Here is an 18,657-nt window from a genome sequence, read left to right as displayed (position 1 = left end):
TTCTTTTAATGGTTTGCAAGGGGGGAGATTGCCATATTTCCGCAAACTCATGTATATTTTGCAGAGATGGTATTAAATAGATCATCCGACGCCATAACCCTGGGCAGCCTGCTGCCTGATATGATCATCAGCTCAAATTTTAACCATATCCAAGCCCACAGTATCGGCCATGAGTTGTGGCAGGTATTTGGTAAAGACAGTGAAATGACGGACTTAGCCCTGGGTGCCATTTCACATGGTATTGCCCCCAAAGGATTGGACTACTTTGGTGATGAAAAATATTCCGGTTTCGAGCGCGGTTATTGCTTTGAAAAAGGCCGGCTGCTGGTTGATGAAACCATTGAAGCTTGTAACATCCCCCCACAAATGGGGTGGTGGAAAGCCCATAATATTGTTGAAATGGGCATCGAATTACGGGTCAGTTCCCTGGGCAACTACGGGAACACGATTCGCCAGGCGTTCGGTAATGAGGATCTAATCGCCAAGCTGGGTGAAATACTGCCTGGTTTGACAGGTAGCAGTGAGCGCCATCTAAAATCCAGGCTCTCAGGCTTTACCGGTTATATCGAAACGTCCAAAGCCACACCAATGTCCCTGGCTCAAAAATACAACTTTCAAATGTTTATCCGGCACAAAATTAATATTAATATTCCCAAGGTGGCCCGTTTAATTGAGCTGGCTGCCGGTTATATAGAAAACGATATCGATGATTTCTTTCGCGTGGTTAAAAAACAAGTGTATAATGAGATGAAAAGTTTAGATTAAATATACCGGACATCAAACAAAGGGTGAAATAAATTGCATGGACCAGAAAATCAATCACAAACCCATACCGCTGATGGTTATATCATTAAGGTAAACACTTCCGCCTATTCACTGGAAGAAGTTGAAGCAGCCGCAGATTCGGGCGCAGATGGGCTAGGCCTGTTCAGTACCGATTTCATGTATTGTAATAATGCTGATTTGCCTTCTGAAGAGGAACAATATAGGATTTTTAAGAAGGTAAGCCAGATCATGGATAACCGCCCGGTAACGGTCAGAACCCTTAATTTAAAACCCTCTCAAGTGCCTGCCTTGAACAATCTCGGGCTGCCGGAACAATGCCGCGGTGTACGGCTTGGGTTGGAGTTACCGGAAATTCTAAAAACCCAAATTAGGGCTCTGGCCAGGGCCAGCGTGTCAAGAAATTTTCGCTTGCTCCTTCCCATGGTTTCCGATGTATCAGAAATACTTAAAGTTAAAGCATTAATAGATGGTGTGCAAAGAGAGCTAAATGAAAAAAACATTGAATATGATTCATATATGGAAATAGGAATTGAGGTAGAAATACCCGCTGCTATAGTTTTGGCCCAGGTTTTGTCCTTTGAGGTATCTTTTTTTAATATCAGTGAGAACTTAAAAAACTACACACTGGCTATAGATAATGAAGGTTACGGCAGTAACCTGATACACGAATACGCACCTTCTTTTCTTTTTCAAATTGCCAACCTGGCGGAGGAAGTGCGCAAAAGGAAAAAATCCGTCAGCGTTGAATCACCACTGGCTGGCGAACCAGCGGCAGTACCAATCTTGATATCTATGGGTGTCAATGAATTAATTATGGCACCGGGACAAATTGAGCGGGCCAGGCAGGTTATTTCCCGCCTAACCGTTCCAAAAGCCAAACTGGTGGCGTCAAAAGCCATGTCCTTCCGGTTTCCCGAAGAAATAAAGCAGTATGCCGAAGAAAGCCTGCCCCGGTTACTAAAATAAATTCATAATACTTTCCAGTAGCCAAAGATATTAATCTTCTGCATAAAGCCTGCGCTTGGTAGCGGGCTTTTTTTTGTCCCAAATTACGGCACTTAAAAATGGGATCCGGTCATATCAACCTGGTGCTATTAATATACTTCAACAGGGGAACTTGGACATCTTTTATTTTCCTATACGGGGGTTTTGATAATGCAAAACATCAATAATTACCTGACCAAGATGGAAAAGCTGCGGAGAGATTACGCATCGCCCCGGGAAGCGCCGGTAATTGCCTTCATGGGGCCTTACAACACCGGTAAATCTACGCTAATCAACAATTTACTGGGACAGGAGATTTCTCCCGTAGACGTAATCCCCGCTACGTCCACCTATATTTTATTCAGTTATGGCCGGCGTTTTCTGGCCCGGGTGTATTTTGCCAGCCGGGAGGTTGCGGTTTTAACAGAACGGGAACTGTCAAGGCTTCTTATAAACAAGGATTTTAAAGAAAAGAAAATATCGCGGTTAGAAATCCAGCTTGATCATGAACTGTTAAAGAAAATGCAGCTTATGGATACGCCGGGAATTGACGCTGTTACAGGTCCTGTTGATTTTCCCGAAAATTTAGAGGAAATCGATCACATTGTTTATTTATTTCACCAGCGCGGGCCGGGTGAAGTAGACCGCAAAGCGATACAAGCTTTACTGGAAACAAAGAGACCCGGTGATTTGTCTTTTTGGATCAATTGCAATCTCGGTCAGTGCGATGGCAGTTCGTTGGAGGAGGCACGGCAGGTACTGAGAGAAATATGCTGCGGCGAGATACAGGTGAACCTTATCGATACGGCAATACAGGCCGACGTGGAAAATTTTCGTCTTTATCTTGAAGAAATAACCGGCACCTGGTTAATAACCAAGTTGACGGAAGAATTCAAAGAACTGGACAAACGAATCCCGGAGATCACTGAAGCGTCCCTGCGTGAAAGCTGCGACTCATTATTTTTATCAAAATTTTGGGAAGCCAGGGAATACTCCAGGCAGGTTATCCAGGGTCAGAGCATCATTAAATCCATCCCTCTTGTTTCACAAGAGGTAAAAAATTTAGTGGCCAAACCAGTAACATATACCGGCATTATCAGTAATACCCCGGTGATATACAAAGTTAACGAGGCACCGAACCCGGCTGAAATAAGAAATAGCTTCATCGACTTAATTCACCAAATTAGTTCAGAACCTGCATTGCAACCTTTCACTAAAACCGTTAAGGAACTCGGTTTAATAGCAGGTAAATTGGAGCGGGAGAAATACCTGGTTACTGCCGCCGGGGGATTTTCCAGCGGCAAGACAACCTTTTTCAATGCCTTGATGGGCGAAGCACTGCTGCCGGCGGAAAACCGTCCAACCACTTTTGCAATAACCAGAATTGTACACGGCAGCAAAAAGAAGGCGGTAATCAAGTATGCTCAACAAGTGGTTATCCCCACTCACTTTAAAGAAGACAATCAAGTTTTAATCTGCAGACACGAACTTGCCATTCTTGAACGCTGGTTGATTGATCCCGATTTAATTAAAGAAATAAAAATGCTTAAAAAAATACAAAAAGGGATTGCAACTGAAATTGCAGCTCAAGAATTACTGCAAGAAATTGAGCAACTCAAGCAAACTTTTGCCCGGGTAAAAAGAGAGTTTAAAGGAGCCAGGCGCCCCTGGAAAACCCTTTTTAAAAAAATACCGCTGCGGAAATTTAACGGTACCAATTTAACGGATTATTTTGAGGTCTACTTTAACCGCGCGGACAATGTAGAACTCAACCTTAATCAAGAGTCCGACCGTATTGCGCTTGCTAAACTGGCCGGATCATACCTTGCCTTACGTGTTGAATTAATTGAGATTACGCACCCGGCAATTATCTTTAAAACTGCCGACTTTGTAGATTCACCAGGGCTTGATTCTGTTTATCACCGGCACAGAGAGATCACCAATCACTATCTCCCTTCATCAGATTGTTTTTTAATCTTCCTAAATGGCAAAAGCGTCTTGACCAAGCCCGATATGGGCGTGATAGAATGCATAACTAAACTGCTTGACAAGGCTGAACTAGGTCGCAAAATTTTTATCATTGTTAACTTTGCCGATACTTTAAACGCCCGTGAGAAAGAGAAAGTGCTCAATTACTTAAAAACCAATTTAAATCCGGTTTTATCTTACAGGATTCATTTTATTTCAGCACTTGAAGCATTAAAAGGGCGTGAGATAATACGCTTTGGGCACCTGGTCAACCAATTGAAAGAGCAGATATGGCAATCCCGCCGTCAAGATAATTTTATAAGTTATCTAAATGAAGCCCAAAGGACACTAAACTCTCTAATACAGGTGGATGAACCTATCACGCCGGCGGGAGAAACGGATTGCCTTAAGCTTTTAAATGCAACCCGGGAAAAATTTTCACTATGGCGAGAAAGAATCAACACCTTTGCAACTATGGAAGACGTGATTGGTTTTAGGGATGGCAAAAAAACTGTCAAAAAAGGTTTCCTGGGTCTTTCACGGAGGCATAAAGCCGTCCCCTCCTACCTTGACCTGGCGGATGACATCAACACAAACCTGAAGTCATTGAAACCTGTCTTGCCACAACCACCTGAGCTGGACGTGCAAAGTTTTAAAAAATGCTTGGACCTTTTAACCGGAAACAAAAAAACCGGTATAGAAAAAGCCCGTCAGTCCATTCTCAATTTACTAAATGAGAACGAGGAACGAATCTGTGATGCATTAAACCATGCCATCATGCAGCTTAAAGACCTGCAGTCCAATAAATTAAGACCGGAACAACAAGCTGGTAATGGAATAACCAACCCCGAGCTAACCGCAACTATAAACAAATACCTCAGTGAATTAAGAATGTTTGAGAAAAATATTCTAACCCCGGGAGGGAGCAGTGATGGAAAACGCCAGAGCGTTGGATGACAGGCTGCGCAAAATAATTAAGGAAGTTAGTGACAGCACGGGCAGGGAAATGAAGCAGCACCTTGTAGAGGACCTGGTCCAAAAAGTCGAACAAAATAACCTGAATGAATTAAAACAGTTCCTGATGACCCTGAACAGGGCCTTAAAAAAAATATAATCACGGGGAGGTATTAATATGGCAGCTATTAAGAACAACGATGAATTGCAGGATATTTTATCAGATATTTTAGTCAATCTAAAACTTAAGTTTATCCAGCCGGTGCTCAATGAAAACTCCCGTTTGCTGGCGTTAATGGAAGATATTAAAATACAGGACCAGGCCGGCATTGAAGAATTAAAGGAACGGGTAGATCAACTGGAAAAGAAAGTAGAAGAAATCCCGCTTTTGGTGTTATCGGCGATCAGGGACGCCATTAACCAGGCCTCCGGGGAGGTGTAAAAGTTGGCCAAACTTTATGAACTGGCGCAAGAACCGGACCAGCCTGAACTTACCAGGTCACTTGCTCATTCGCTTAGAAAAGGTCTGCTAATACCGGTGGAAACAAAGTTTAAAGCTTTGGAGTCTAATATCGCCCTGCTCCAAAATGCCATGAATTCTGATGTGGAAAAAATCAGGACTGAAGCAGAAGAAAAATTTGCCAGACTGGAAGCGGAATTGGTAATTGTTAAAAAATTTTTTCGAATTTGCTCAGCACTATCCCTGGTCACTGTACTGGGGGTAGTAACCACTTTGGTTGTGCTTTTTACCTGGTACTGATTGTTAAACTAAGTCTGCAGATCTTTTCGCCGGTTCTCTCATTCTGACTCCTGACTACTGACTCCTTAAATACCTGACAAGTTCCCGCATGTCAGCCGGAATGGGAGCACGCAGTTTGACCTGGGCACCGGTGCGGGGGTGAATAAAATCTATGGCAGCGGCATGTAAGGCCTGCCGGTGAAATAGCGTTTCATCCCCTCCGTACCGGGCGTCCCCCACCAACGGGTGGCCAATATGACTCATATGCACTCTAATTTGGTGCGTCCGGCCCGTCTCCAGCTCAAGTTGCAGCAATGAAAACGCAGGGGCGGACGACCCTGTCCGCCCGTTCCCGAGCTTCCTGAGCAGCCGGTAGTGAGTTATTGCCGGCCTTCCACCGGGGGTCACCATCCACTCAGCATTACAGCCGGGTTTTAAGCCTAAAGGCAAATCAATCTTGCCAACATTGGGCGGCGTTCCCTCCACCACAGCAATGTACCGGCGACGGAGTAATTTTTTTTCAAGTTGAGCCGCCAACTGCTGGGCAGCATACTGGCCAAAGGCCACTAAAACTATTCCCGAGGTATCTCTGTCCAGACGGTAGACCGGACGAAAACGACCTACTTTCCCTGCTTCCCGCCAGTAATATAAAACAGCGTTAGCCAGTGTTCCGATCTGTTCCCACTTGACTGGATGCACCAGCATGCCGGCCGGCTTATTAACCGCCAGTATATCCCGGTCCTCATAAACAATATCTAAAGGTATCTCCTCAGGTTCGAGCAAAGTTGCTTCTTCCCCGGGCATTGTCACCACCAGCACGTCCCCCGCCTTAACCTTGTCTCCCATAAAAACCGGCACACCATTGCACCGGATTGATCCAGATCGCTTTAACTTACGCACCAGGGTACGGGAAAAACCTTTTTTTCTACGCAGCATTGTCCCTACCGTACAACCGCTATCCTTGTCATCTACGGTTATAATTAAATCCAGGTTTTCCACTGATTGTTCACTCAACTCCTCTTGTTTAGTATAATATAGTTATAATGTTTTATAAATATTTTAAAATGCTGGGCGAGGTTATTAGGGGGATAACTATGATTCAGGTAGGTAATGTTTGGACCTATATTTTTGCACCGGAAATCAATAATAAAGTAGCAGGCAAATGGATCTACGAAGGGAGCGCGGATTTCTTCAGGGAAATTGCCCCGCAGCTTGACGAGCTGGCCAATCAAGGCATTTTAAACATGGCTAAATTTGCCAACAAATACGCCAAATGCGATCCATGCCCTTATATCAAAAACTCAGTTCTGTGCGTTTACACCTTGATCCCCCATGAGGAAACACCCCGGCTGGCAATAAAAGAAAAACTTGGTCTCTGGACAGATGTATATAAAACTGAACAACAAACCAAATCGGAATGGAGTCCAGGAGGGGTCCTTTACGAAGAATATATCAAATACTGGAGGAATAAAAGGGGCACCCTCTGAACTACTTATTTAATCCGCGGTGCGGAGTAAGACAAAAAACATTATAACAAGAGGTTTTTACTTATGGATAAATTTAAAACAATAATTCATGCAATTGACAGTTTGGCCATCTACCGTTCGTTACTTTCCGACCCCGTCCTCAGTTGTTACCTGGATCACCTTAAAGCGCTGGTAGAACCATCCGAAGCGCTTAACCCGGCAGTTACTTACAGTAAGCTCTACTATCAGCTGGCGCAAACCGTAAACCCCATGGAATCAGTCGACCCCTGGCAAAACCACCTGCTTGATTTACTGCTGGATGATGTCAACCCTTTCAGCAAAGCAGCTTATAACCGGGAGCTGGACCACAGAGTTTACCTGGAAGCGGTCCGGCGGGATCTTGAGTTATTGCACCTGGCCTTTGAAACCGGATTAAGTATCATCCTTGAAGCAACCCAGGAATCGTTAAAAAAATTACCAGAATTTCCCCGCCACCTGGTTGCTTTACCCAGGTGGGTGGCATTAGCGCCCTCCGTACAGAACACGACACCTGTATTAAACGAGCGTATTCCGCTTAAGTATGCACTGGCGTCCGCCAAAAACTGGGACAAGCATGCTGAAAAACTGGCCGAATACTACGCGGCTTACGGCTGTGGCGTTTTCGGCAGATATATTGCCTTTAAATGGGAAAACCACTCACTGCGGGGTGTCAGCCGTCCTGACCCGATAACTTTCTCCGATTTAATTGGTTATACTGATACCCGTGCTGAAATAATAGACAACACGAAAAAATTTATCAACGGCGCCCCGGCTAACAATATATTGTTATACGGTGACCGTGGAACCGGTAAATCATCTACCGTCAAGGCACTGCTTAACGAGTACTGGAGCCGGGGTTTGCGGCTTATAGAAGTAGGGAAAAAACAGCTGGCGAATTTTCCGGCCATTATAGGGGAATTGAACGGTCGCAAGCACCGGTTCATTTTGTTTGTGGACGACCTGTCCTTTGAGGAGCATGAAACCGGCTACAAGGACCTTAAAGCGCTGCTGGAAGGAGGGCTGGAGGAAAAGCCTGAAAATGTGCTAATTTACGCCACCTCAAACCGGCGGCATTTGGTTCGTGAAACTTTTGCAGACCGGGAGGCAAACCTGTCCGGCCAGGAAATTCATGCCATGGATTCCGTGCAGGAAAAACTGTCGCTGGCCGACCGCTTTGGCATCACGGTCATTTTCCCTAACCCGGACCAGGAGCTCTTTTTAGAAATAGTCCAGGGGCTGGCGCGGCAAAGAAACCTCCGGTTAGACCCGCAGGACCTCCGCCGCCGCGCGCTACAATGGGCCAGTTGGCATAACGGGCGCTCCCCAAGATCGGCACGCCAGTTCATTGACCATCTCACAGGTGAAAAATTGCTCGCAGAATCAAGTTTGCAGGTCAACCACTGAAGGTATGATTACATCGGCTCCGGCCAGCTGGTCACCGGTAGAAACGCCGGAGAGCACACCGATACTGCCGGAACCGGCATTTTTGGCCATAAGTATATCCCTGGGGGAGTCACCGATAACCACGGCATCCCCCGGTGTCACACCAAGCCTGCCGCAGGCCAAAAGCGCCATATCGGGGTAAGGCTTGGTGTTTTTCACCAGGTCGGCTCCGATGATAGTATCAAAATACTGGTCAAGTTTCAGTGCCTTAAGCGTAATTTTAGATCTTTCGGCCAAATCAGCGGTAACAACCGCCAGCTTGAAGTTTTTGAGCTTCAGGTTAAATAATTTTTCCTCCAAACCGGGCATCGGCCTGGCCAGCGCCCCCCAGTCCATTTCGGTTTCAGAGCGCCGCAATACCTCAATAACAAGGGCCGCTGCAGCTTCAGGCGTCATACCCGCGCCCGCCAGCGTTTCCTCCAGGGCTACCCGCAAGCCGGTCATGGTCCCTCCCGCCAAAGGGCCTTCCGGATCCACCTGCCAGCCGGTTAAATCAACGCCCATAGCCTTTTCCAGCGAATTTGAGATAATCTTTACCTGGCCTATTTTAGATAGCAGCTCATTAATAACATACTTGGACCACTCAAGCCACATTATCCTAAAATCAAGCAATGTGCCGTCTTTATCAAGCAAGACGGCACTACAGTCAAATTCTTTTTTACCAGCCTGCAGTAAAGGAATATTATCACCCTCTTCATCACATGATAACGTTATCACCGTTATATACAGATAATGCAACTGACTCCCGAAGGAGGGCAAATATGAGTGAGTATCAGATAGCGGTTAGAGTTGACAAGGATAATTCAATTGACCCGAGCTATATTGTGCATTACCGGGTAACAGATGAAGGCAGATTGATCGGCGACGGAATAGTTCAGTACCACCGCCTGGCTGATCATAATGATATCCCTATCAATGAAAACATTCCCCAGGAAACCAGAGAGCATGTCAAAAATAAAATAGTCCATAGTGTGAACGACTACATCAATCAAATCCAACGAATGCATTGACATCATTTTACCCCACCCGTAAAAAAAGAAAAAGCCCCTTTACGGGGCTAACCTTTACAGACCTAAGATTTCAATAATGGCATGATAATCGCAATACTGTTCAAAGTTTTCCCGGGCAATGGCTATCCCGATCTTGTCGTTTGGTTTTAAATGTCTATGCACCTGGCTTAACATTTCAATAACGGTATAAGTATCCTGATAGGTCAGAATTACCGGAACACCTTTTTCTCCCGCCTTTGCCAGCACTTTTACGTCCGGGTACAAGCCACCGGTAAGTACCAGCACAGATGTATGGGTCTCCAATGCAGCCAAAGCCAGATCCGCCCTGTCACCACCCAAAATCACCGCTTTGTTGGCGGCCCTGCGCAGGTAGGTTAAGGCGCTGTCCATGGTCATGGCGCCGACGACCACATCTTCAACCAGCCGGTCCATGTTGTCGTGCCCCACCAGCAGCTCTCCGCCAAGCCTCTCTTGATATTCCGCTACTGTGGGAGATGATAATTCAGGGCGGTTCGGGATAATACCCAGCGTCTTATAGCCGGCATCGGCAAGGGCCGGGCGGAATACTCCCTCCACCTTGGCCTGCAGCGCCCTTGGAACGTTGACAAAAATTGTGCCTGCGGCTTGGGCCTGCCGGCATACAACATAATTGTTATACATAATTGCAAGGTCCAAACTAAAATCGTTTTCCACTTTTACCACATTTACTACCATGGAATCAAGCTCCCTGGCCAGGGAAACCGAATCCATTCCAACCGAGGATAGCGCATAAGGAAAGATAGCACCCTCAACAAGCATAACATCATAATCACTGGAAATTTCTTTAAAGGCTGATTTAATTTGCTGCAGGTTATAATCTTGATCAAAAATCCCCAAGTATGAAGGCCCGGTTTTAGCTGGGCTAATCAATCCCAGCGGAGCTTCCATGCCCAGAGCATCCTTCAACAGCACGGCATCGCCACCTGGAACTTTACCCGTAGCAGTTTTTCGACCATTGTCAACAGGTTTGAAATATCCCACCTTATAGCCAGCTTCTTTTAATTTCAGCGCCAGACCTACAACTACCGTCGTTTTACCGCAATCAGGGTTACCCATTATAAAGAGGTTTTTCAAATTAATCACCTCACGATATTGTGATTTTGATATCCAGGGCAGAAAGCCCGTTTTCGTACGCAAATACCGGGTTGATGTCCATCTCCGTTATTTCCGGGAAATCGTTGACCAGCGCAGCCACCCGCAATATAACGTCTGTCAGGGCGGCTATATCGCGCGGTTTTTCACCGCGATAACCACGCAGCAATGTATAGGCCTTTGTTTCCTGCAGCATTTTCTCAACTTCGCCGGCAGTAAGCCCCCGGCTGAGTCTGAAACTGACATCCTTCAGCAAATTAACATAAATTCCGCCAAGCCCAAAGCCCACCAGCGGGCCAAATTGAACGTCTTTAGTCATGCCGATAATCAACTCGGTACCCTTTGGCATCATCTTTTGCACTTCTACACCATAAACCACGGCCTGCGGCATATACCCATGCACATTATCCATTATCTCCAAATATGCGCTGCGTACTTCATCAGAATTTTTCAGCCCGACGATAACTCCACCCACGTCTGTTTTGTGCAATATTTTAGGAGAGGCTACTTTCAGCACCACCGGGTAACCCATCTTTTCGGCTTCCAGAGCCGCCTCTTCCGGTGAAGTTGCCAGCACCGTCGGGGCTGCCGGAATACCATAACAACGGGCCACCTCCGCCGCCTCACTGCCCAACAGCACCAACCTGTTATCCTTGATCACATCATAAAATACAGCTTTGGCCCCTCTTTGATCGATACCGCTTATTTGGACAACTGCTTCCTCTTGCTTTTGCAGCATTTCATTATAGCGCACCAACCCGCCAATACAGGAAATAGCAGGTTCCGGAAAAGTGAAGCACGGGACCCCTCCCTCTGTCAGCAATGCCGTGCCCCGGGCCAGGGTTTCACCCCCCATGTAGGCGGCTAAAATTGGTTTTTCCGGGTACGCTCTTTTTGCCTCCAGGATAGCCTCACTGGTTTCAACAGGCTGGGTGACACCGGTGGGGCACATTAAAACCACTACACTGTCCACATTGGGGTCGGCACAAACTTTCTGCAAAGCAAACTTATAACGGTCGGCCTTCGCATCACCCAACACGTCCACCGGGTTGTATACGTTTGCTTCCGCCGGAAGGGAGGCCCTTAAAGCATCAATGGTCTCCTTGGTGAACCGGGCCATTTGCAAGCCGAAATTTTCAACGTTGTCGGTGGCAATAATCCCCGGCCCCCCCGAGTTGGTAACTATCGCCACCCTCCTGCCCGACGGTACGGGCGACCTGGCAAAGGCCACAGCCAAGTTGAACAACTCCGTCATCGACCGGGCCCTGATCACGCCACATTGCCTAAAAGCAACATCATACGCCAAATCGCTGCCTGCCAGCGCCCCCGTATGGGAAGAGGCGGCCTGGGCCCCGGCCTGGCTGGTGCCTGATTTAATTACAATAACCGGTTTCTTACGGGCTGCCCGGGATGCCACATCCAAGAACCTCGGCCCGTCCACGATATCTTCAATATAACATAATATTACCCTGGTGTTGGGGTCGTCTGCAGCATCTTCAATAAAATCTATTTCCGACAAATCGGCCTTATTGCCAAGACTGACCACCTTACTGAAGCCGAGCCCGCTCGACAGGCTCCAATCTAAAATGGCCACAAGCATGGCCCCGCTTTGGGAAAGAAAAGCTATTTCCCCTTTCGGGGGGAAGGTGGCTGCAAATGAAGCATTAATCGGAGTATGAGTATCAATAAAACCCACCACGTTGGGACCCAGGAGACGCATGCCATACTCCCGGCAGGTCTCAATGATTTTTTTCTCCATCGCCAGACCTTCTGCCCCTATCTCCTTAAACCCGGCGGTTATGACGACCAGATTTTTTACCCCGTTGCGGCCGCAATCTTCCACCACTCCTGCTACCAATGACGCCGGTACTGCTATCACTGCCAGGTCAAGCGGCTCGGGCAGGTCAGCAACGGATTGATAAGCTTTAATCCCCTCAATTTCGTTTTCCTTTGGATTAATGGGATAAATTTTACCTTGGTAACCGCAGCTGATAATATTCTTTAAAATTGTGTGCCCTATTTTACCCTGCTTGGAAGAAGCCCCAACCACCGCAACTGTCCCCGGCCTGGTCATGTTTGTGAGTTTGTTCACTATCATCACCTCGCTAGCGCCCTGTTTTAACTAAATAATGATGACAAATTATTACCCTGGTACACTTATTTTTATTTAATCGCCCGGATTAATATGATTATACGTGCTTGATGATTGATAGTAAACCGGAAAGGTAAAAATAACTCTTTTAAAATTATTCAAATAAGTTTAATATATTATCCGGTTGACAGCCGTTAAACCCTTAATTATGACTGGTTAACCAGTTAATTTGTCCTTCCGGGTTGATAAAATTGTGCGGGAATACACAATTACCTAAAATTATAACAACTTTTTTTATTTTTTAAATTTTACAACATTTCCACAAGGGGGCTGGACAAACATGATGGAATACCCGTTGTTATTACGAGGAATTTTAGAACGGTCACGCAAATTGTTCCCCAAAAAAGAAATAGTTTCCCGGGATTATACCGGCATCTGGCGCTATAACTACGGTGATTTTTACAAAAGGGTCTGCCGGCTGGCCAATGTTTTGCAAGAGATGGGGATACACAAGGGCGACCGCGTGGCAACCCTGGCATGGAACAATCACCGCCACCTGGAGCTGTATTTCGGCGTCACCTGCTATGGTGCTTTATTGCACACTTTAAACCTGCGCTTATTCACCGAGCAACTGGAATACGTGATTAACCACGCTGAAGATAAAGTAATCTTTGTCGACCAGGACCTGCTGCCCCTGCTGGAAGGCATTAAAGACAAACTACCCACGGTGCAGGCTTACATCGTGATGACCGACAGCGATGAGCTCCCGGCAACCGGCTTGAACCCGGTATATTCCTATGAAAAGCTGCTGGCAGCGGCACCGGATGCGTTTGACTTTCCTGAAGACCTGGATGAATATACCCCGGCGGCCATGTGTTACACAACCGCAACTACGGGAGACCCCAAAGGTGTTATTTACACCCACCGCGGCCTCTACCTGCACAGCATGTGTATTGGTTTGGCTGATTCGCTGGCCCTGTCCGAAACCGACAGCCTGCTGCCCATCGTGCCGATGTTCCATGTCAACGCGTGGGGCCTCCCCTACGCCTGCACCTGGTTCGGCAGCAAACAAGTGCTGCCCGGCGCCCGCCCCGACCCGGCGACCATCTGCAAGCTGATCGAAGAGGAAAAAGTAACCCTGGCGGCTGGTGTCCCCACCATCTGGATGGCCGTACTGGCCGCTTACAGGCAGCAGAAGTTTGATTTCAGCAGCGTCAGGGGCTTCGTATGCGGCGGGTCCGCCGCTCCCAAAGCACTGATCAAAGCTTTTGATGAAGAAATCGGCGTCCCGATTTTACATGCCTACGGCATGACAGAGACTACCCCGGTGGTACTGGTTTCCAAGCCAAAGAGTTATATGTTAGACTGGCCGGCTGACCAACTTTATGATGCAAAAGCAAAGCAGGGCCTCCTGGTGCCCGGATTGGAAATGAAGGTGGTCGACGAAGAGGGACGGGAAGCGGCCTGGGACGGCAAGCAAATAGGCGAGTTATGGCTCAGGGGTCCCTGGATCGCCAAAGAATACTATAAGGATCCCGAACGCAGCAAACCGGCCTTTGCCGGTGGATGGCTGCATACCTCGGACATCGTCAGCGTGGACAAGGAAGGCTTTGTAAGCATCGTCGACCGCGCCAAAGACCTGATTAAAAGCGGTGGAGAATGGATATCTTCCGTAGACCTGGAAAACACCATTATGGCCCACCCGGCGGTCCAGGAGGCCGCAGTGGTGGCCATGCCCCACGAAAAGTGGGTTGAACGGCCCGTTGCCTGCGTGGTGATCCGTGAAGACTGGAAAGGCCGGTTATCGGAAGCGGATATCATCAGTTTCCTGGAAGACAAGGTGGCCAAATGGTGGCTCCCCGACAAAGTCATATTTGTCGACGAGATCCCTAAAACCAGCGTGGGCAAATTCAATAAAAAAGCCCTGCGGCAACGCTTGGAGCAGGCATAGGTTAAAAGTCGCGCGGTATCACCAGCCAAGCCACCAGATAAACCAGAATACCGGGAAAGGCCGCTGATGCAACGGATAGAATGATATAACCCAACCGCACAATCGCCGGGTCGACACCGAGGTATTCGGCCAACCCGCCGCATACACCTGCAATCATGCGGTTATTCGATGACCGGTATAAACGTTTAATTTGCCTGGCCATGGACCCCAGTCCTTTCTTGGAGAGATTATCAGATACCAAAACGATAAATTAAATTACTTCTGTTTCCAAACCTAAAATCCCGTTACTGCAACGAAAAAAGACCGGCCTTGACCAGGTTGGTCTTTTTTCGTTGCGGCTGACAACCAAGCGCCCCACAGTTTAATATATTTCAGTCGATATTTAGCCCTGTCGGCGGAGGAAGCGGCCTTCTCCATTTACGACCGGTAATAACCCCGCACCCCTCTGGGAGCCATGGTTTTAATCAATAACGCTCCGGTGATGAACCCGCCAACATGGGCCCACCAGGCCACAGGGTTGACTGAACCGCCCAGAGAAGCCACGCCGTTAAAGATCTGAATCACAAACCAGAGGGCTATAAATATTAAGGCAGGAATCTCCACCAGGGTAAAAATTATAAAAATAGGCACCAGCGCCAGTATACGTGAACGCGGGAAAGCCACCACATAAGCCCCTAAAACGCCGGCTATGGCGCCGCTGGCACCCACCACCGGGATGGTTGAGGCCGGGTTGGACAAAATATGGGCCACACCGCCGGCAACCCCGGCCGCCAGATAAAACAAGAGGTACTTGAAATGCCCCAGCCGGTCTTCAATGTTATCCCCGAAAACCCAGAGAAACAACATATTGCCGATAACGTGCACCCACCCGCCATGAATAAATATGGACGTAAACAGGTTTACCAAAACAGGCGTAATTGACGCGCCTGAAAGGAAGATATCAAGCGCTCTGGCAGGCACCAGGCCGAAGATATAAAAAATTTGGTTCAATTGCTGGGGCCCAAGCATGACCTCCCAAACATAAATAACCAGGTTCAGGATAATAATGCTCAAATTTACGATGGGGAAAGTGCTTGAACGGATACTGTCCCTGAGTGGTATCATTTTTTTCTCCTCAAAATTAATTTATTTTTGCAAATAGATCCTTATACAATTTTATTGCTTTTTATCTATTTTGTGCAATAGATGAGGATATAATTAAAAATAATCGGGCAGGTCGTTGTGGTCGGGGTCGGTTGATGCCGGATATGCAAACCTTTAATACCATAATTTTAGCAATAAATCAACTTTCGACAAAGACCATACATTTTTTAACTTTTTTATGGTAAAATTTTCAGAAAAAAGGTGTTTGTAATGAACAACAAGCAAACTTTTATCACGACCATAAAAATAATAGCTCTATATATCCTTTTTGGAGGTTTTTGGATCTATGCTTCAGACCTAACCTTAAACAATCTTTTTTACGAACCCAGGTTGACCTTTTTTCAGACTATCAAGGGATTATTATTTGTGTTGGTTACAAGTATTGTGTTTTTTTTCATTATACATAAAGAATTATCCAAACAGGCTGCTATTTCCAGTAAATTAGCCAACGAAAGCAAAAGACTTTTTTCCCTGATCAACGCCTTGCCGGCCCTATTGTGTCTCATGGCTGATGATTACTCCATTCAGTATGCAAATAAATATTTTAAACAAAGGTTCGGGGATGTTGAAGGGAGTAAATGCTACCAAATTCTCAAGCAACGAAATAAACCATGCTCCGGTTGCGATATATCAGAATTGCTTGACAAACAGGAACATGTTGAAAGAGAATTTAAAGCTTGGGATAATTGTATCTACCGCATTTATGATTATCCTTTTCACGATGTGGATAATACACCACTGGTGCTGAAATTGGGATTGGACATAACCGGCCACAGGTTGGCTGAAGAAGCGAAGCGTGCAGAAGAAACAAGGTATTACACTCTTTTTAATTCAATGATGGAAGGTTTTGCACTACATGAAATTATTTGCGACCATGCCGGCAAACCTTACGATTACCGCTTCTTGGATGTGAACAAGGCTTTTGAAAATATAACGGGACTGAAACATGCAGATGTGGTAGGGAAAACCGTACTGGAAGTGCTGCCCCAAACCGAGTCCTACTGGATTGAAACATACGGGGAAGTTGCCCTGAACGGTCAACCCAGGAAATTAAATAATTATTCAAAGGCTCTGGATAAATATTTGGACGTATATGTATTTTGTCCAAAGCCCAAACAATTTGCCACAATTTTTTTTGACACAACCGACATACAACTTTCACAGAAAGCCTTACAGGAAAGTGAAGTCAGGCTGGCGCGTATAGTTGAAACGGTGCCAAACGGTATAATCATTTTTGACACCCTGGGCCGGATAATATTTGCCAATGAAGCAGCCCAAAAGATATTACAAGTTGAGGAATCATTGATAGAACATAAAATATATAACGATCCTTTGTGGAAAATTTCATCAGTAAAAGGCGGGCCGTTTCCTGAAGCAGAACTGCCTTTTGCCTGCGTAATGCGCACCCGAAAACCGGTTTGGCATGTCGAACACGCAATTGAACACAATAACGGTGCAATAGTTATGCTGTCCGTAAATGCTGCACCGCTTTTCGACGCGACAGGTAATTTATCGGGGGTGGTTGCATCTTTCCACGACATAACCGAACAAAAGCAGATGGAACAACACCTTTATTACATGGCCACTTACGACTACCTGACAAAAGTGCCCAACAGGTATTACTTAGAGCAAGCGCTGGATAAAGTAATTGCTAATGCCAAATCGGGCCCCAAAAGTGCCCTCTTGTTAATTGATATTGACAACTTCAAAATCATCAACGACCTATTTGGTCACAATTCAGGCGACCGGGTACTAATCAACATAGCCGAATTAATTGGTTCAAACTTGCGTTCAAACGATTTGCTGGCCCGCATCGGCGGGGATGAGTTTGCCGCACTACTGGAAGATGCCGACGAAGCAAGTGCAGCCGCCATGGCTGAAAAAATCAGATCCTCTGTAGATGAGTATGAGTTCATTTTAAATAACTTCGGCAACTTTTCCAATATCAGTATTAGTATCGGCATAACCATCATCGACGGTACCATGGATTCAGCCCAACTGCTTTCCAACGCGGACATTGCTCTCCATGCCGCCAAGGAACTCGGGCGTAACAGGGCAGTATTCAATAATCCGGACAGCAACCCATCAGCCAAACTGGAACGTTTTAACAATATAGTGCAGCTAATTAAGAGAGCTTTAAAAGAAGAACAATTTATTGTTCATTACCAGCCTATTTATGATATTCGTGAAGGAAAAACAGTGATATCTCACTATGAAGCCCTGGTTAGATTAATAGGCATGGATAATGAATTAATTTTACCGGGTGAATTTATCCCAATAGCCGAAGACTTCAGCTTAATGCCACAAATTGACCGCTGGGTGGTCAGCACTGTTTTGCAAACTTTACAAAGCTATCGAGATATTAATATATTTGTTAATATCTCCGGATTAAGCCTGGGTGAAGAAGATCTGCTTTCCTTCATCGAAAGAGCCATTATTGAAAGTGGCATTAATCCTTCCCGACTTGGTTTTGAGATTACTGAAACCTCTGCGGTTAGGGATCTTTTATTGGCAGAACGATGGGTACACAAGCTGAAGTCTATCGGCTGCAAGTTTTTGCTGGATGACTTCGGTATCGGTTTTTCAACCTTTGCGTATTTGAATAGTATACCAGTCGATTATTTAAAAATTGACGGTTCGTTCATTAAAAACATTCATACCGATTTACAACAACGAGCTATTGTCCAAGCTATGTGTTCTATTGCTCACATTCTGGGCAAACAAACCATTGCCGAATTCGTAGAAAATGTTGATGTGCTGAAGGTGCTGCGTGAGCTTCAGATAGACTTCGGACAGGGTTATCACTTCGGCAAACCCCGGCCTATCGAGGACTGGTACATAGCGTAACCAATTTACAATGGAACCAAGATTTAAACGCGCTTAAACGCGCCGCTTGCCCAACCCGGCGATTTCATAAATAAATCGCCGGGTTTATTTTGTCTGCACCACAT

The 18,657-nt window shown here is 46.2% G+C and carries 17 protein-coding genes; 11 read left to right on the top strand and 6 right to left on the bottom strand.

Translation table 11 applies throughout. The features are described from left to right. The first annotated feature begins 66 nt into the window (after positions 1 to 66). From H569_RS0118730 to H569_RS0118705, 6 genes are all read left to right on the top strand, one after another. A complete protein-coding gene (locus tag H569_RS0118730) occupies positions 67 to 765 on the top strand; it encodes a hypothetical protein (protein ID WP_051273772.1) in 699 nt (232 codons plus the stop codon). A gap of 33 nt (positions 766 to 798) precedes the next feature. Next, positions 799 to 1,752, top strand: coding sequence for a putative PEP-binding protein (locus H569_RS0118725; protein WP_027366230.1), 954 nt, complete (start codon positions 799 to 801; stop codon positions 1,750 to 1,752). 189 nt (positions 1,753 to 1,941) lie between these two features. Then, the gene (locus H569_RS0118720) at positions 1,942 to 4,695 is read left to right on the top strand and encodes a dynamin family protein (protein ID WP_027366229.1); all 2,754 of its coding nucleotides are present in this window, start codon (positions 1,942 to 1,944) and stop codon (positions 4,693 to 4,695) included. After that, a complete protein-coding gene (locus H569_RS0118715; protein ID WP_027366228.1) occupies positions 4,670 to 4,852 on the top strand; it encodes a hypothetical protein in 183 nt (60 codons plus the stop codon). Before H569_RS0118720 ends, H569_RS0118715 begins: the two co-directional genes overlap by 26 nt. A gap of 18 nt (positions 4,853 to 4,870) precedes the next feature. After that, positions 4,871 to 5,134 (top strand): hypothetical protein, encoded by a 264-nt coding sequence (locus H569_RS0118710; protein WP_027366227.1) that lies wholly within the window; start codon positions 4,871 to 4,873, stop codon positions 5,132 to 5,134. A gap of 3 nt (positions 5,135 to 5,137) precedes the next feature. After that, positions 5,138 to 5,452: a hypothetical protein gene (locus H569_RS0118705; protein ID WP_027366226.1), complete on the top strand. Its 315-nt coding sequence runs from the start codon at positions 5,138 to 5,140 to the stop codon at positions 5,450 to 5,452. 54 nt (positions 5,453 to 5,506) lie between these two features. On the opposite strand, the gene H569_RS0118700 is transcribed toward H569_RS0118705, so the two are convergent. Beyond that, positions 5,507 to 6,445, bottom strand: a complete 939-nt coding sequence (locus tag H569_RS0118700) for an RluA family pseudouridine synthase (RefSeq protein ID WP_238492603.1) — start codon at positions 6,443 to 6,445, stop codon at positions 5,507 to 5,509. 80 nt (positions 6,446 to 6,525) lie between these two features. Here H569_RS0118700 and H569_RS0118695 point away from each other — a divergent pair, with 80 nt between their 5' ends. Together H569_RS0118695 and H569_RS0118690 are read left to right on the top strand one after the other, a co-directional pair. After that, a complete protein-coding gene (locus tag H569_RS0118695) occupies positions 6,526 to 6,918 on the top strand; it encodes a hypothetical protein (RefSeq protein ID WP_027366224.1) in 393 nt (130 codons plus the stop codon). Between the two features lie 63 nt (positions 6,919 to 6,981). Further along, complete coding sequence (locus H569_RS0118690) at positions 6,982 to 8,340, top strand: ATP-binding protein (RefSeq protein WP_027366223.1); 1,359 nt, start codon at positions 6,982 to 6,984, stop codon at positions 8,338 to 8,340. On the opposite strand, the gene H569_RS0118685 is transcribed toward H569_RS0118690, so the two are convergent. Then, on the bottom strand, positions 8,317 to 9,117 hold the full coding sequence (locus H569_RS0118685; RefSeq protein ID WP_027366222.1) for an HAD family hydrolase: 801 nt from the start codon (positions 9,115 to 9,117) through the stop codon (positions 8,317 to 8,319). The genes H569_RS0118690 and H569_RS0118685 overlap by 24 nt on opposite strands. Positions 9,118 to 9,140: 23 nt before the next feature. Here H569_RS0118685 and H569_RS0118680 point away from each other — a divergent pair, with 23 nt between their 5' ends. Next, positions 9,141 to 9,389 carry a hypothetical protein gene (locus H569_RS0118680; RefSeq protein ID WP_027366221.1) on the top strand — a complete coding sequence of 83 codons (249 nt, stop codon included), beginning with the start codon at positions 9,141 to 9,143 and terminating at the stop codon, positions 9,387 to 9,389. 54 nt (positions 9,390 to 9,443) lie between these two features. Here the strand turns inward: H569_RS0118680 and H569_RS0118675 are convergent, their stop codons facing one another. Both H569_RS0118675 and acs read right to left on the bottom strand, forming a co-directional pair. Next, positions 9,444 to 10,511: a phosphotransacetylase family protein gene (locus H569_RS0118675; RefSeq protein WP_309294798.1), complete on the bottom strand. Its 1,068-nt coding sequence runs from the start codon at positions 10,509 to 10,511 to the stop codon at positions 9,444 to 9,446. Between the two features lies 1 nt (position 10,512). Beyond that, positions 10,513 to 12,612, bottom strand: a complete 2,100-nt coding sequence (gene acs / locus H569_RS0118670) for an acetate--CoA ligase alpha subunit (RefSeq protein WP_027366219.1) — start codon at positions 12,610 to 12,612, stop codon at positions 10,513 to 10,515. A gap of 340 nt (positions 12,613 to 12,952) precedes the next feature. On the opposite strand from acs, the gene H569_RS0118665 reads away from it, so the two are divergent. Continuing rightward, on the top strand, positions 12,953 to 14,563 hold the full coding sequence (locus H569_RS0118665; protein ID WP_027366218.1) for a long-chain fatty acid--CoA ligase: 1,611 nt from the start codon (positions 12,953 to 12,955) through the stop codon (positions 14,561 to 14,563). Position 14,564: 1 nt separating this feature from the next. On the opposite strand, the gene H569_RS0118660 is transcribed toward H569_RS0118665, so the two are convergent. Both H569_RS0118660 and H569_RS0118650 read right to left on the bottom strand, forming a co-directional pair. Beyond that, positions 14,565 to 14,765, bottom strand: coding sequence for a PspC domain-containing protein (locus H569_RS0118660; protein WP_027366217.1), 201 nt, complete (start codon positions 14,763 to 14,765; stop codon positions 14,565 to 14,567). 215 nt (positions 14,766 to 14,980) lie between these two features. After that, positions 14,981 to 15,667 carry a rhomboid family intramembrane serine protease gene (locus H569_RS0118650; protein ID WP_027366216.1) on the bottom strand — a complete coding sequence of 229 codons (687 nt, stop codon included), beginning with the start codon at positions 15,665 to 15,667 and terminating at the stop codon, positions 14,981 to 14,983. A 249-nt stretch (positions 15,668 to 15,916) separates the two neighbouring features. Between H569_RS0118650 and H569_RS21600 the strand changes: the two genes are divergently transcribed. Then, positions 15,917 to 18,553, top strand: a complete 2,637-nt coding sequence (locus tag H569_RS21600; protein WP_051273770.1) for a sensor domain-containing protein — start codon at positions 15,917 to 15,919, stop codon at positions 18,551 to 18,553. Positions 18,554 to 18,657 lie beyond the last annotated feature (104 nt).

Origin of the sequence: Desulfotruncus alcoholivorax DSM 16058, from assembly GCF_000430885.1 — a bacterium.
Taxonomy (GTDB): Bacteria; Bacillota; Desulfotomaculia; order Desulfotomaculales; family Desulfallaceae; genus Desulfotruncus; species Desulfotruncus alcoholivorax.
Note: the sequence above shows the minus strand (reverse complement) of the source record. Positions and strands in the feature narration are given on the sequence as shown.

What these genes read in the sequence shown, in the direction of transcription:
- H569_RS0118730 (WP_051273772.1), top strand. Translation starts at nt 67, where the DNA reads ATGGTATTAAATAGATCATCCGACGCCATAACCCTGGGCAGCCTGCTG.
- H569_RS0118720 (WP_027366229.1), top strand. Translation starts at nt 1,942, where the DNA reads ATGCAAAACATCAATAATTACCTGACCAAGATGGAAAAGCTGCGGAGA.
- H569_RS0118715 (WP_027366228.1), top strand. Translation starts at nt 4,670, where the DNA reads ATGGAAAACGCCAGAGCGTTGGATGACAGGCTGCGCAAAATAATTAAG.
- H569_RS0118710 (WP_027366227.1), top strand. Translation starts at nt 4,871, where the DNA reads ATGGCAGCTATTAAGAACAACGATGAATTGCAGGATATTTTATCAGAT.
- H569_RS0118695 (WP_027366224.1), top strand. Translation starts at nt 6,526, where the DNA reads ATGATTCAGGTAGGTAATGTTTGGACCTATATTTTTGCACCGGAAATC.
- H569_RS0118690 (WP_027366223.1), top strand. Translation starts at nt 6,982, where the DNA reads ATGGATAAATTTAAAACAATAATTCATGCAATTGACAGTTTGGCCATC.
- H569_RS0118680 (WP_027366221.1), top strand. Translation starts at nt 9,141, where the DNA reads ATGAGTGAGTATCAGATAGCGGTTAGAGTTGACAAGGATAATTCAATT.
- H569_RS0118665 (WP_027366218.1), top strand. Translation starts at nt 12,953, where the DNA reads ATGATGGAATACCCGTTGTTATTACGAGGAATTTTAGAACGGTCACGC.
- H569_RS0118660 (WP_027366217.1), bottom strand. Translation starts at nt 14,765, where the DNA reads ATGGCCAGGCAAATTAAACGTTTATACCGGTCATCGAATAACCGCATG.
- H569_RS0118650 (WP_027366216.1), bottom strand. Translation starts at nt 15,667, where the DNA reads ATGATACCACTCAGGGACAGTATCCGTTCAAGCACTTTCCCCATCGTA.
- H569_RS21600 (WP_051273770.1), top strand. Translation starts at nt 15,917, where the DNA reads ATGAACAACAAGCAAACTTTTATCACGACCATAAAAATAATAGCTCTA.